The sequence below is a fragment of the Phenylobacterium sp. genome (assembly GCF_030679875.1).
In the GTDB taxonomy this organism is placed as follows: Bacteria; Pseudomonadota; Alphaproteobacteria; order Caulobacterales; family Caulobacteraceae; genus Phenylobacterium.
Window position 1 is genome coordinate 15,705 of record NZ_JAUXSP010000015.1, and the last position, 13,407, is coordinate 29,111.

Below are 13,407 nucleotides of genomic sequence, written 5' to 3' on the forward strand. Positions count from 1 at the left end.
CGCAGGCGCGAGACCCCCTCGCCGCCTGCCCAGCCCCCTCGCAGGAGGGGATGGACCTGACGAGCTGACACGATGAAGTTCACCCTTTCCTGGCTCAAGGAACACCTGGAAACCCAGGCCACCGTCGATCAGGTGGTCGAGGCCATGACCATGGCCGGCCTGGAGGTCGAGCATGTGGAGAACCCGGCGGCCAAGCTGGCGGCCTTCTCCGTGGCCAAGATCGTCGAGGCCGTGCAGCACCCCAATGCGGACCGCCTGCGGGTCTGCCAGGTGGACACCAGGGACGGCCGCAAGGAGATCGTCTGCGGCGCCCCCAATGCGCGGGTCGGCCTGACCACCATCTATGCGCCGCTAGGCGCCTTTGTGCCGGGCTCGGGCATCACCCTGGAGGCGCGGCCCGTCCGCGGCGTGGTCTCCAACGGCATGCTGTGTTCGGCGTCCGAGCTTGAGACCGCCGAAGAATCCGACGGCATCCTGGAACTGCCAAGCGATCTCGCGGTGGGAACCTCGGCCGCCGAGGCGCTGGGCCTGGAAGCGGTCATTGACTTCGAAGTGACGCCGAACCGCCCCGACTGGCTGGGCGTCGTGGGCATCGCCCGTGACCTCGCCGCCGCCGGGCTCGGCACACTGAAGGACACCGCGGTCGATCCGGTGAAGGGCGCCTTTCCCTGTCCGGTCTCCGTCCGGCTGGACAGCCCTGAGGCCTGCCCGATCTTCGCCGGACGCCTGATCCGGGGCGTGAAGAACGGCCCCTCGCCGGCCTGGCTGCAGCAGAAGCTGATCTCCATCGGCCTGCGCCCGATCAATACGCTGGTCGATATCACCAACCTGATCTCCTACGACCGGGCCCGGCCCCTGCACGTCTATGACCGGGCCAAGATGGTCGGTGACGTGATCGTGGCCCGCCTGGGGGTAGGCCGGGATGCGAGCGCGCCGACCCATACCGATGAGCCGACGCCGGCCCAGCATCGCGACGAACAGCTGATCGCCCTTGACGGCAAGACCTACGACATCACCTCGGAGATGTGCGTCATCGCCGATGCGGGCGGGGAGCGGCCGGTGGGCCTGGGCGGCGTCATGGGCGGCGAGAGCACCGGTTGTTCGGAGGACACCACAGAGGTGTTCGTCGAGAGCGCCTGGTTTGATCCGATCCGCACGGCGCAGACCGGCCGCACCACCGGCATCACCTCGGACGCCCAGTACCGCTTCGCCCGGGGCGTCGATCCGGGCTTCGTGGTCGATGGGCTGGAGCTGGCCACCCGTCTGATCCTGGAGCTCTGCGGCGGCGAGGCCTCCGAGGTCGTGGTCGCTGGGGCAGCGCCCGCGGCGCCTGGACCCATCAGCTTTGACCGGAGCTATGTGCGCCAGCTCACCGGCCTCGCCCTGAGCGATGACCGCATCGACCAGATCCTGCGGGACCTGGGCTTCGCCGTGGACGGCTCAAGCGTCACCCCCCCCACCTGGCGGCGCGACGTCGAGGGCCGGGCCGACCTGGTGGAGGAGGTCGCCCGGATCGAGGGCTATGACGCCCTGCCCATCGAGCCCCTGCCCGACATGCCACGGCCAGCCGGCGGCGTGCTGAGCGTCCGCCAGGGCCGGATGCGCACCGCCCGTCGGGCCATGGCCGCCCTGGGCTATGCCGAGACGGTCAGCTGGAGCTTCCTGCCGCGCAGCGCCGCGCGCCTGTTCGGCGGCGGCGGTGACGCCCTGATGGTCGCCAATCCGATCTCAGCGGACCTGGACTGCATGCGGCCCTCGGTCCTGCCCAACCTGATCGAGGCGGCTGGACGGAACGCCCGCAAGGGTTTCGCCGATGTGGCCCTGTTCGAGATCGGGCCGATCTACCGCGGCGATGAGCCGGCCGACCAGTCTGTGGTGGTGGCGGGCCTGATCGCCCCCCATGCCCCGCGCCGCTGGGATGGCGGCGGCGATGATCCGCTGTTCGCGCTCAAGGCTGATTTGATGGCCCTGCTCGATGAACTGGGCGCGCCGGCCCTGCAGACGGCCCAAGGCTCGTCGTCGTCCTGGTGGCACCCGGGCCGCTCGGCCCGCCTGCAGCTTGGCCCCAAGACCATCGTCGCCGAGTTTGGCGAGCTGCATCCCCAGGTCTTGAAGGCCCTGGACGTGGCGGGCCCGGTGCTGGCCTTCGAGCTGAATTTCGACGCCCTGCCGGAAGGCAAGCGCAAGGCGGTGAAGACCAAGGCGGCGCTTTCGCTGTCGCCCCACATGCCGCTCAGCCGCGACTTCGCCTTTGTGGTCGATGAAGCCGTCGCCGCAGGCGATCTGATCCGGGCGGTGGCCGGCGCCGACAAGGCGCTGATCGCCCAGGCGCGAGTCTTCGACGTCTATCGTGGTCCCGGATTGGGCGAGGGCGTGAAGTCCCTGGCGGTCGAGGTCCTGGTCCAGCCGCAGGACCACACCCTGGCTGAGGCCGAGATCGAGCAGCTTTCGGCCAAGGTGGTGGCGGCCGCCGCCAAGGCCGTGGGCGCCAAGCTGCGCAGCTAAGGCCTACGGGCGCGGCATGGCCGCGCCCGTCTGACCTAGAACGGGAAGAGGTTCCGCTGGCGGCTATAGGCCAGGTAGCCGACGTTCGCCCCCAGCCGCAGGCCGGCGCCGGCGCGGATCGGCGCCAGGATGATGTCGTTGGCCCGCTGATAGTTCACGCCCATGCCGCCGACCAGATAGGCGGTGCCTTCGACGCCAGGGAAGCGCTGAAAGATCGCGTCCGGATAGTGCAGATTGTAGCAGAGGGTGAAGACGCGGCTGGCGTTGCCACCAAAATCCCAGCCGACCGAGGGGCCCTGCCAGAAGACCTCCTGGGTGGCCCGGTTCTTCATATAGAGCAGGCCGCGGCCATAGCGGGCGCCGACGGCGATGGCTGCTGAACCTTCTTCGCCAGCGATATAGCCGGTGGGGCTGCCGTTCTCCGCGAAGATTCGCTCGATCAACCCGCCCGCGGCCTCGGCTGTGACGCCCATGAAGTCGGAGACATCCCGGACGATCTCATCGCGGGAATAGGTGGCGGCCTGCTGGCCCTCGACCGGAAAGTTGGGGTCCTGCTCGGGCGGCAGCGACGCCTGGGGCCCGCCCTGGGGGGCAGGCTGGGCCGTGGCGCAGGCGGCAAGGCCAGCCGTGCCGGCCGCCGCCAGTCCGCTTACGATCAGCTTGCGACGGTCCATGTGGTTTCTCCTCGTGACGGTGGGATCGTCCCGTCTCTCGAAGGCATGAATGGGGCAGCTTGGCTTAATGCCTGATTAAGCATGTTCCACTGTCGCGACCTCAGGGGCCCGGCGCGTCCGGCCAGTTCAGATAGATGGGGTTGCTCATGGCCAGAAGCGCGCCCTCAGGATCCCGCAGATCGATCCGCACCCAGCTCCGCTCGCCGTCGCTGCGGCGGGTGAAGGTCTGAACGGCCTGCCCCCCGGGCGGTAGGGGCAGGACCTCGGCGGCCCCGTCAGGCCCGACGACGTGGATGCGGGCCTCTGACGCCCCCTCGACCATGACGCGGAAAGTGATCCTGTCGCCCGGCGCGGCGTCCAGCCGACCGCCCATCACCGCCGAACGGCCGCCCGAGCTGGCTTCCAGGTCAAAGGCTTCAAGGCCCGGGTGGGTCAGATCGACAAAGACCCTGCCGGCCCGAAGGCCCGACATCAGGTCAGGTTGCGAGAGGCTGACGGCGTGAATGACGGTGGCGGGCCGGCCGAGGGCGCCGGGCGTCTCCACCGGGCGGTCGGGATCGTGGCTGTCGCTACCCGCGATAGCCGTGAGTCTGTATCCCTGGTTCAGCAGGTCTTGCCAGAACTCGACGCCACTGAGCGGCGACTCCGCCCGTCCGCCAAACGCCGCCATGGCGCCGCCGTTCAGCACCTCGACGGCATGGATCTTTGACCAGTCGGTCGTCGCCTGCCAGCCACATCCCATGCAGACCTCACCAGACGGCATGCGAGGGTGATTGATCGAGACGGTCGCCCCCAGGCCAGCGGCCTGGCCCAGCACCCCATCCATGTCCTCCGCCCCAGCCGCGCCCAGCCGGAACTCCAGCGGCGCCGTCAGGCCGAAGAGATTGGCGTGGCCTTGGAAGGTGGTCAGCTCCCGCCCCGGGATCAGCAGGATGTCGTCGAAATAGGGCTGCAACTCCCGCAGGCCCTGGCTGTGGGAGGCGGCGTTGTGTTCGGTCAGGGCGATGAAGTCGAGCCCTCGCCCGGCGGCGGTCTCCACGACCCGGAAGAGGGGACAGGCAGCCTGCACGCCCTTGCGGCTGCGACAGGTCCCATCGCTGTGTCCGGAATGGACATGCAGGTCGCCGCGCCACCAGGCAGGTCCTGACGCCAGGGGGGCGTCCAAGAGACCGGCGAAGGGCGCGCCTTTCGGCTCCACCCAGATCTCGGCCACATAGGTCGTGGTCACCCCAGGCCGGAGGTTCGGCACGCCCAGAACGAGGGTCCAGGTCCCGGCGGGGAGGGGTCCGGCGAGGTAGGCCGGCGTGGCGTCCGTTTCAGCGAGGGTGAATCGGTCCCGCGCCCCGCCGCTCCAGCCGCGGAGGCGCTCGGGATCGCGCAGGCCAAGATCGATGGTGGTGCGGTCGGCCGCCCCGTCGTGCCGGAAGACGACACTCAGCCGGTCGGCGCCCGCGGGCACGGTGAAGGGCAGCTCCACATAGGTCTCATGATCGTCCCGGGTGAGTTGGCCCTCAAGACGGATGTCGGCCGGCCGCCCGGGGCCAGGCGCCGCGGATGCGGCCCCGACAAACGCCAGGACCAGCAACCACGCCCACATTCCAGCCGCTCGAATCATGCCCATGCCCGCCTGTTCCCGGCGCTCCGCAGGGAACGCGCCGTCTATCCTGGCAGGATCGATGCGCCCTTAGAACTCTTCCCAGGCGTCATCACGGGGTTGAGGCGCCAGCTTCAGGGCCGCGGATCCTCGGGTCTGGGGGCGGGGCATCCGCGCGAGCGGCGCCGGCGCAGGACGGCGGACAGGCTCACTTCGCGCCTGCGGCCCATCCACGGAGAACCTGCTGATCAGCCGGGTCAGTTCGCCGGCGTCCTGGGCCAAGGCTTGGCTGGCGGCGGTGGACTGCTCCACCATGGCGGCGTTCTGTTGGGTCATCTGGTCCATCTGGTTGACCGCGGTGTTGACCTCCTGCAGTCCGGTCGCCTGTTCCTGGGCGCTGGCGGCGATCTCACTCACGAGACCGGTGATGCGGCCCACCTGGGTGACAATCCGCTGGAGCGCCTCACCCGTCTTACCGACCAGGCCGACCCCTTGGGCCACCTGTTCGGTCGAGGCGCTGATCAGGGCCTTGATCTCCTTGGCGGCCTCGGCCGAGCGCTGGGCCAGGGCCCGGACCTCGGAGGCGACCACGGCGAAGCCGCGGCCGGCGTCGCCGGCCCGGGCGGCCTCGACCCCGGCGTTCAGGGCCAGCAGGTTGGTCTGGAAGGCGATCTCGTCGATCACCCCGATGATCTGGCTGATCTGCGTCGAGGACTGTTCGATCTGGCCCATGGCTGCGACGGCCTCCCCGACGACCTGACCAGAGGCTTCGGCGTCAGTGCGGGCGGCCCCGACCACGTCGCGAGCCTCCTTGGCCCCCTCGGCGGTGCGCTTGACCGTGGCGGTGAGCTCATCAAGGGCGGCGGCGGTTTCTTCGAGACTGGCGGCCTGCTGCTCGGTTCGACGTGAAAGGTCGTCGGCGGCCTGGGCGATCTCAGCGGTGGCGCCGTCAATGCTGCGTGTGGCGCCGACGATGGCGCCCATGGCGTCGGCCAGACTGGTGACGGCGGCGTTGAAGTCTGTCTGGAGGCGCACATACTCGGACGGGAAGTCCCCGTCGATGCGCACCATCAGATCGCCGGAGGCCACGGCGGCGAGGCCCGAGCCGATAGCGCCCATGGCCTGTTCCTGCCGCGCCTGAGCCGCCTGCTGCTCCTGAAGTCGGCGCTTACGGTCGACCTCGAACTCGGTGACATCGGTGGCGAACTTGACGACCTTTATCGGCTTTCCGTCCGAACCAAGAACCGGGTTATAGGTCGCCTGGATCCAGACCTCTCGCCCGCCCTTGCCCAGCCGCAGGTACTTGCTGGAGAGGAATTCACCCCGGTTCAGGGTGGCCCAGAACTCACGGTACTCAGGGCTGGCAGCCTCGTCGGCGGGAACAAACAGGCGATGGTGCCGTCCGACCACTTCGTCCGCGCCATAGCCCACAGCGTTCAGGAAATTGTCATTCGCCCGCAGAACCGTGCCGTCGAGACTGAATTCGATCACCGCCTGTGAGCGATGAAAGGCAGCGACGAGGCCCTCCAGCTCAATCACGTGCTGTTCCTTAGCCGCTTTTTTCTTCGCTGAATTTTTGAACATCTCGCCCTCGCCGACATTCCCCAGCGAGCCCCTGGCTGCACTGACCCTCGAAACGCAGAACCATGATATCGGCGACCCCGCCTTAACGAAGTATTTCGACGGCTTTGGATCGGAGTTTGAAATGTCTCTCAATGCTCCACCTAACGTGGGCGCCGACAGATAAACGTCGCACAACTCTCTGCCAGACTAGCCACTTGGCCAATTTGAAAGAATTTATACTCTACCCGTTCTGAGTAATTGATCCTTCGCCGCGTCCGGATGGGGAGCGCGGCCGTGTCGTTCCGCTAACGCGCCCTTCACCCCGCTCTGCAAGGATGTCCACCTCAGAAGGAGTAGCGTAAGTGTCGGCCCTGGCTTGTTTGCGCGTGATGGTGCGGTCTGATCAGAGCGCGCATTCGGAAGCGGCGCTCGGCCTTCTGGTGGCCAAGTTCACCACAGCCTTCCTTGAGGTCCGCTGGTCGTGGCCGCGGAAATTTTCGGCGATCAACCCCTACGCCTTTCTGCTCAACGACCCGCGGGCGAGCGAGTTGGACACCGCCGAGCTGGGGCGATTGTCGGCGGAGCTTCACGCCCACCTGTTTGGCGATGGAGAGGACGAAGGCTCGGACGTCACCGTCCTGCTGTTTGAAGGGCCCGACGCGGCCATGGCGGCCTTCGCCGATCTGAGCGAGGCCCAACTCGCCCGGGCGATGGTCGATCCGGCCGCTGCGCCCGCAGGGGGGCGGCTCAGCCGGATCACCCTTGATGGCCGTCGCCTGCCCCTGCCCCCATCGGACGATGAAGACCCGGCGGCGGCCAACAGGCCCGTCCCCAGCGCGTCATCGGCTCCTCTGCGCAATCCCAATGTGGAGGCCGTCCAGGGGGTCTATTACAGCGCCCGCCAGATTTTCGTGGCCGATGTGATCGCCAGCACCCCTGCCGACGCCCGGACGCACTTCAGCCTGGTGGACGGCAACGATCACCTTCCGGCCGATCCATCCGCCTTTGACGCTGATTGCGTCATCGCCGCCTTCAGATTCCTCGCCGAAAGTCCGTCCGACGCCCCACTCTACCTGCCCGTATCGTTCTCCACCGTCCTGCGGCCCAGCCGGCGGGCGGCCTATGCTGAACTGCTGGCCATCCTGCCGGCCTCGGAGCGACGGCGGCTGGCCGCGGCGGTGTATGACGTGCCGCGGGCGCCATCCTTCCAGGCCCTCAAGCAGTTGCATGACGCGCTCGACGATCGGTTCAGCGCCATTGACCTCCGCACCCACGACCCCGGATTCGAAATCGAGCAACTCGGCTCAGCGGCGGTGACCAGCGTCACCCTGGTCCTCCCGCAGGCTGAGCCCGAGTGGCGCTTGATCGTGCTCAGGCGGTTCATCAGCCGCATGGAGGCCTATAAGCGCCGGCGAATCTGGCCCGGCGTCACAAATATCCGCTCCCGACGGGAGTTGGACGTGGCGTTGGAGGCCCGCGTACCCTTCCTGACTGGCCCAGGGATCTGTCGACGTCAGGGCCAGCCGCTGGGGGGGCGTCCGTGGGGCCTGGACCAACTGCCCGTCATGCCAAACCTTGCCGGACAGCCGCTTCAGTTTGCCTGAGGGCCTCAAGCCTTGGCGCGAACCTTGCGGAGGCGACCGCGAATATCCTCCGCGGTTTCGCGCACGCACTCATGGTGATCGGAGCCTTCAAGCTTGGCCTGGACGGCCTTGGGCAGAGCCTGACGCAACACCCCCAGCGCCCGGGGGGGCGCCATGATCACCAGCCCCTGAAACGCCTCGCGGCGGGCGGGGTCAGCCAAGCTCTCGGCGACGCGCTCCAGAAAACGGTCCTCGGCCTCTTCGTGCGGCGCGCGCTCTCCAGCGCCATGCTGACCGTGTCCGGCCCGGTCATGCACGGTCGCCCCATGGGCTGCGGCCCTTGGATAGTCCCCACCGACCCGCCCCATGTGCAGGGTCTCAAGCTCGCGGACCTCGCCGGCCCTCTGCCGTTCCTCGAAGATCCGCGCCTGGTCGCCGTCGGCCGCCAGAATCCAGGTGGTTCCCGTCACATCCATGATCATGTTCTCCAATGCAGGCGGCATAGACGGGTCAGTCCCGTCACGGCGCCGTGACACAGATCAAACCCCTGTCGAAGTGAGCCCGGGACAACCTAAGGGATAACCCCGAGTGGCCGCGGCGACGGCCTGGACCTATCCTGGTGCCAGATGGGCCGTTGAGCCCCAATCGCTGAGGAAGTCGCCATGTCTGAGATCTCCGCCGACACCGCCGCCCTGGGCGGCATTCTTGTACATGTCGAGCCGGGGGAGGCTTCCCGCGAGCGAGTCGAGGTCGCCGCCGCTCTGGCCCGCAGCATGGGATGCCGGCTGATTGGCTTGGGCGCAGAGATGGCCCAGCCCCTGGTGGCCAGTCCCTATGGCGGCGTGAACACCGCTGAGTGGGTCGTGGCCATGAACAAGCAGATCGAGGACGACCTGACCGCTGCAGGCGAGGCCTTCGCCCGGGACGCCGGAGGGGTCGAGCACGAGTGGCGCGCCATGCGGGAAATGCCGGCCCGGGCCCTGGCTTCGGTCGCCCGCACCTGTGACATCGTGGTGGTGAGCGCCCATCCCCAGACCAACTACTACCGCGCCGCCGATCCCGCCGAAGTCGTCATGCGCAGCGGGCGCCCTGTTCTGGTCGTTCCGGACAAGGCTGTCCCCTTGAAGGGCCGCGCCGTAGTCCTGGCGTGGAAGGACACCCGAGAAGCCCGCCGCGCCCTCCAGGACGGCGTGCCCTTCCTGCAGCGCGCCGAGCAGGTGGTGGTGGTGGCGGTCTGCAGCCAGGATGAGGCCGCAGCCGTCCAGCGACAGGTCGACGATGTTCTGGCCTATCTGGCCCGGAGAGGGGTCAAGGCCAAGGCTCAGCTCAGCGTCGCGCCGGATTCCGGCGTTGTCGGAGAGCTCAACAACGCCGCCCAGGCGATCGACGCCGACCTCATCATCGCCGGCGCCTATGGCCAGAGCCGGCTGCGTGAATGGGTGTTCGGCGGCGTGACGCGCACCCTGATGGATGAGCCGACCCGCCATCTGCTGCTCAGCCACTAAGCGCGGCCTTGATGGAGCAAGCCCCAGAGCGCGCTCCGCATTCCCTTGAATCTAGAGCATGGTTCAACGATCAGACGGTGCCGTCTGATCGCATCATGCTCTAGGGACGCGCCGTCCCTGAGGCTCAGTCTTCGACCCTGACCAGCACCCCTTGGGACAGGCGCGTGACCGCCTCGGTGCGATTGCGGGCGCCCGCCGCCCCCAGCACCGCCTGAACATGCAGCTTCACCGTGGCGATGGAGATGCCAAGGGTTTTAGCAATCTCCTTGTTGGTGCGCCCCAACCGCATTTCTTCAAGCACCTCGCGCTGACGCTTCGACAGACGCTCCACCGGACCCGAAGCCGCGGCCCCCAGGGGGGGCTCGACCTCCTCGAAACACGGGAAATACTCACCGCCCGCCAGGACAAGGCGGATGGCCGCCATCATCAGCGGCGCCTCGTCGGTCCTTGGCAGAATTCCCGCGAAGCCGTGGGCGCGGGCGCGGCGCGCCACGGCCAGATCACGCTCCGGCACCATCAGGAGACGACGATCAGCAGCGACACCAGCAGACTCAATCAGAATGTCCGCCAGATCTGGCGATGAAATCGGATCTACAATCATGAGATGAATTGGCGCAGACACGTCCAGCTCTGAGAGCACCAAGGCCTCGATAACCGAGACGTCCTTGAGCTCCGCCCTTAGCAACGTGGCCAGCGCACCGCGACACACCGGCTGACGGCTGACGATGGCAACTCTAAGGTCGTTCAAAATAGTCTACCCGTTCTGCGCGAGCGCGGGGGCGCTCAACTGATCAGTGCTCACTTTGAGTACGGATATCCTTGATCTACGTCACCTGGCCGGCCGGCCAGGACCATCTGGCGCAGGCTCCGCCATCCGGAAGGGCCTTTTCAGGTCGCGAGCCGTAGGACTGGCCATAGGGCGGGATTTATCGTCGGCTCAAACTGGGAAAGGCTCAATTCCCGAGGGAATTGAGAGCCATCATGAGCCAAGCGTTGGACCCAGGCGATCGTACGCCTCAACCGGCGGACGTGCAGGACTTGCTGGTCAGCGACTTTCTGCGGTCAGACTTCACCTTCATGGTGCTGGACTTTGATGCGGGGCTGCGGTTCGTCGGCGGCGCCTGCGCCGTGCCAGGCGGCGCGGCCGGCTCGGCCCCCTGCCCCGCCGGAGCCAGCCTGCGCAATCTGTTCAGCCCCAGCGACCTGGAGCGACTTGAGCCGCTGATCGCTGAGGCCCTGAACGGACGGCCCGGGACTCTCACTTTCGCCTTCGCATCCGACGCTCATGCCCGATCCCTGAAACTCGCCATATTGCCCCGATGCCAGGGGGACGGCTCCGGGCCCGCCGGGGTGGTGCTCACCATCGAGGACGTCACCCAGCGCCTCCACAGCCGCGCCCGTCTGGTCGCCCTTGAGGATCGGCTGCGGGCCATTCTGAGCCACGCGGCGGACGCGGTTCTCGTCATCGACACCGAGGGACAGATCGAGCTGGCCAACGCCGCTGCTGAACAGCTGACCGGCTGGCCGGCCGAAGACCTTGTCGGCGGGCCGATCACCGTGTTGATGGATGAGCCCTATCGCAGCAGCCATCAGGGGCAGATCGAGCGATACCTTGAATACGGCACAAGCGGCATCCTGAATGTCGGGCCGCGCCCCTTTCCGCTGCTGCGGCGAGACGGCGAGAGACTGCCCATCGAACTGTCTGTCGGTGAGGCCTTTATCGCTGGCGAGCGCAAATTCATCGGGGTCTGCCGGGACATCAGCCAGAGGCTGGAGAAGGACGAAGCCCTGCGCGCGGCCAATGCCGCCCTGCGCCACAAGATTCACGAACTGCAGGGCCTGAGCCAGGGCCTGGAGTCCCAGAAGCTGGCTTTGGAACGCTTGGCCGCAGACAACGCCGCAGCCCGGGCCGAGGCTGAGCGGGCCAACCAGGCCAAGTCCCGTTTCCTGGCCACCATGAGCCATGAACTTCGGACACCGCTGAACGGAATCCTCGCCGTCTCAGAGGCCCTGGGGCGGCGGGACCTGGCGGCGGCGGACCAGGAGCTTGTGGAGATCATCTCCTCTTCCGGCCAAGGTCTTCTTTCAATTTTGAACGAGGTCCTTGATCTGTCGCGGGTCGAGTCCGGCCAGTTGAAGATTGAGCCAAAGGTCTTTAGGCCGCGGGCCGCCATTGGGGCGGTGGCCGAAGTCTGGCGGTTCGCTGCCGAGGCGAAGGGTCTGCAGCTGCAGCTGAACACCCGCGCCATGACCGCCCTGCGGATCGGGGATCCCGAACGCCTGCGGCAGATCCTGTCCAATCTGATCAACAACGCCATCAAGTTCAGCGACAGCGGCGCGATCACCTTGAAGGCGAGACCTGTGGGCCGCACCGACAGACTGCGGTTCGAGGTCATCGACAGCGGGCCAGGCGTCGCGCCGGAAGACCGCGAGCGGCTGTTCCAGCCCTTCGTCCAGGCCGATTCCGAACGCACACGGCGCCACGGCGGCGCAGGCCTGGGCCTGGCCATATGCCGGGAGCTGGCCATGCTCATGGGTGGAAGGATCTGGGTGGAGCCCGCAAGGTCGGGGGGCGCCTGTTTTGTGGTGGAGCTGCCCATGCCCCTGGCGCCGGCGGCGGCGGGGGCTCCTCCGCCAGCAGTCGCGCCGCTGGACGCAGAGGCCCGCGAGCGGGTTTTCGACCCGAAGATCCTCGTCGCCGAGGATCACCCTCTCAATCGCCTGGTGGCCTCGATCATCCTTGAGGAGGCGGGCCTGCGGTTCGACTGCGTAGAGGACGGGGTCGCCGCTCTGGAGGCGGTAGGGCGGGGCGGCTACGACCTGGTGCTGATGGACGTCAACATGCCGCGGATGGACGGTCTGGAAGCGACCCGCCTCATTCGCCAGCTGCCGGCGCCCCTGGGGACGGTGCCGATCGTGGCGGTGACGGCCAATGCGGCGCCTGACGAGGTCGAAGCCTGCCTGCAGGCCGGCATGACCGGCTTCGTCGCCAAGCCGATCCGGGCCGCCGAACTGCTGGAGGTCATGGCCGCCGCTCTAAATCTGGTCGCCTAAACCTGGTTGACGGTATTGCCCTTGACCACCGCCTTGCCATCAGACGCGAGGTCGAGGCGGGTCTGCGGCAGGGCGAGAGGGCCCTTAAGGGCCGCATTCACCTGATTCAGGCCCGCAGGCCCAGGGCCCCGGGCGAGCAGGTAGCGCAGGGATATCCGCTCGTGATCAGCGGCGTCAGGCTGGGTCCCGTGCAGGGTGCAGGCATGCCAGATGGCGGCAAATCCGGCCGGCCCGGTCAGCAGCCGCTGGGTGACCGCCGCCTCCCCCCCGCGCCCGTCGCGGTAAGTCCAGGATTCGGGTCCGTTGTGGGTTAGGTCATGGGGGAAGACGGTGCCGCCCAGTTGGTGCGACCCGGTGAGCAGGAAGAGCGGCGCATCCAGGCGGCTGACCGGGTGCAGATAGACGTAGAGCGTCAGGAAATCGGCCTGGCGGTCACGATAGTCGATCAGGTCCTGGTGGAAATCGATGCCGTAGAAATAGGTCACGTCCCGATATTCCGGGCGGATATAGGCGCCGAGATTGTTCACCGGGTTGCCGAGAATCCGCGCCCGCAGCCAGGCCGGAACAGAGGTCTGGGGCACGCCGCAGACCACCTTGCGATTGAGCAGCTCATAGCCCTGGCCCAGCAGAGCCTCTAGCGCCCCGGCGATGTGGGGAGCCTGTTCGACAAATCCGAGGCGATCTTCGAACCGTTCAAGAAGATTGCGGCCGGGGCGCGGATTGACCCCCACATGCTGGGGGTCGGCGTCAAACTCGACCTCGCTCAGGAACAGGCGGTGGTCGAATGGACGGGTCGCGCGGATATCCGCCAGCAGGGCGGCGGCCGCAGCGGGATCGACCAAGTCGTCGAAGACGTGGGCGCCGTCCTGGATGAAATCGGCGATGGCGGGGTGTGGAGCGACGGGCGCAGGGGCGCGGACGGCGGTCAT

Annotated in this window: 10 protein-coding genes; 4 read left to right on the forward strand and 6 right to left on the reverse strand. The window is 67.5% G+C overall.

The genetic code is table 11. The annotated features are described in order from the left end of the window. Nucleotides 1-72: 72 nt before the first annotated feature. Complete coding sequence (gene pheT / locus Q8K84_RS08165) at nucleotides 73-2,505, forward strand: phenylalanine--tRNA ligase subunit beta (protein ID WP_305282108.1); 2,433 nt, start codon at nucleotides 73-75, stop codon at nucleotides 2,503-2,505. 35 nt (nucleotides 2,506-2,540) lie between these two features. Here pheT and Q8K84_RS08170 read toward each other — a convergent pair whose 3' ends face one another. The 3 genes from Q8K84_RS08170 to Q8K84_RS08180 all read right to left on the reverse strand — a co-directional run bounded on the left by Q8K84_RS08170 (nucleotide 2,541) and on the right by Q8K84_RS08180 (nucleotide 6,312). Continuing rightward, complete coding sequence (locus tag Q8K84_RS08170; RefSeq protein WP_305282109.1) at nucleotides 2,541-3,179, reverse strand: DUF1134 domain-containing protein; 639 nt, start codon at nucleotides 3,177-3,179, stop codon at nucleotides 2,541-2,543. Between the two features lie 100 nt (nucleotides 3,180-3,279). Beyond that, complete coding sequence (locus tag Q8K84_RS08175) at nucleotides 3,280-4,800, reverse strand: CehA/McbA family metallohydrolase (RefSeq protein WP_305282110.1); 1,521 nt, start codon at nucleotides 4,798-4,800, stop codon at nucleotides 3,280-3,282. 63 nt (nucleotides 4,801-4,863) lie between these two features. Beyond that, a complete protein-coding gene (locus tag Q8K84_RS08180; protein ID WP_370867855.1) occupies nucleotides 4,864-6,312 on the reverse strand; it encodes a methyl-accepting chemotaxis protein in 1,449 nt (482 codons plus the stop codon). 386 nt (nucleotides 6,313-6,698) lie between these two features. Between Q8K84_RS08180 and Q8K84_RS08185 the strand changes: the two genes are divergently transcribed. Beyond that, nucleotides 6,699-7,940: a hypothetical protein gene (locus Q8K84_RS08185; RefSeq protein ID WP_305282112.1), complete on the forward strand. Its 1,242-nt coding sequence runs from the start codon at nucleotides 6,699-6,701 to the stop codon at nucleotides 7,938-7,940. 5 nt (nucleotides 7,941-7,945) lie between these two features. Here Q8K84_RS08185 and Q8K84_RS08190 read toward each other — a convergent pair whose 3' ends face one another. After that, the gene (locus Q8K84_RS08190; protein WP_305282113.1) at nucleotides 7,946-8,395 is read right to left on the reverse strand and encodes a host attachment protein; all 450 of its coding nucleotides are present in this window, start codon (nucleotides 8,393-8,395) and stop codon (nucleotides 7,946-7,948) included. A 186-nt stretch (nucleotides 8,396-8,581) separates the two neighbouring features. Here Q8K84_RS08190 and Q8K84_RS08195 point away from each other — a divergent pair, with 186 nt between their 5' ends. Further along, on the forward strand, nucleotides 8,582-9,424 hold the full coding sequence (locus Q8K84_RS08195; RefSeq protein ID WP_305282114.1) for a universal stress protein: 843 nt from the start codon (nucleotides 8,582-8,584) through the stop codon (nucleotides 9,422-9,424). Between the two features lie 124 nt (nucleotides 9,425-9,548). Here the strand turns inward: Q8K84_RS08195 and Q8K84_RS08200 are convergent, their stop codons facing one another. After that, entirely contained in the window at nucleotides 9,549-10,025 is a 477-nt protein-coding gene (locus Q8K84_RS08200) for a response regulator transcription factor (protein WP_305282115.1), read from the reverse strand. 380 nt (nucleotides 10,026-10,405) lie between these two features. Between Q8K84_RS08200 and Q8K84_RS08205 the strand changes: the two genes are divergently transcribed. Next, the gene (locus Q8K84_RS08205; protein WP_305282116.1) at nucleotides 10,406-12,478 is read left to right on the forward strand and encodes a PAS domain-containing hybrid sensor histidine kinase/response regulator; all 2,073 of its coding nucleotides are present in this window, start codon (nucleotides 10,406-10,408) and stop codon (nucleotides 12,476-12,478) included. On the opposite strand, the gene Q8K84_RS08210 is transcribed toward Q8K84_RS08205, so the two are convergent. Further along, nucleotides 12,475-13,407: a phytanoyl-CoA dioxygenase family protein gene (locus tag Q8K84_RS08210; protein WP_305282117.1), complete on the reverse strand. Its 933-nt coding sequence runs from the start codon at nucleotides 13,405-13,407 to the stop codon at nucleotides 12,475-12,477. The genes Q8K84_RS08205 and Q8K84_RS08210 overlap by 4 nt on opposite strands.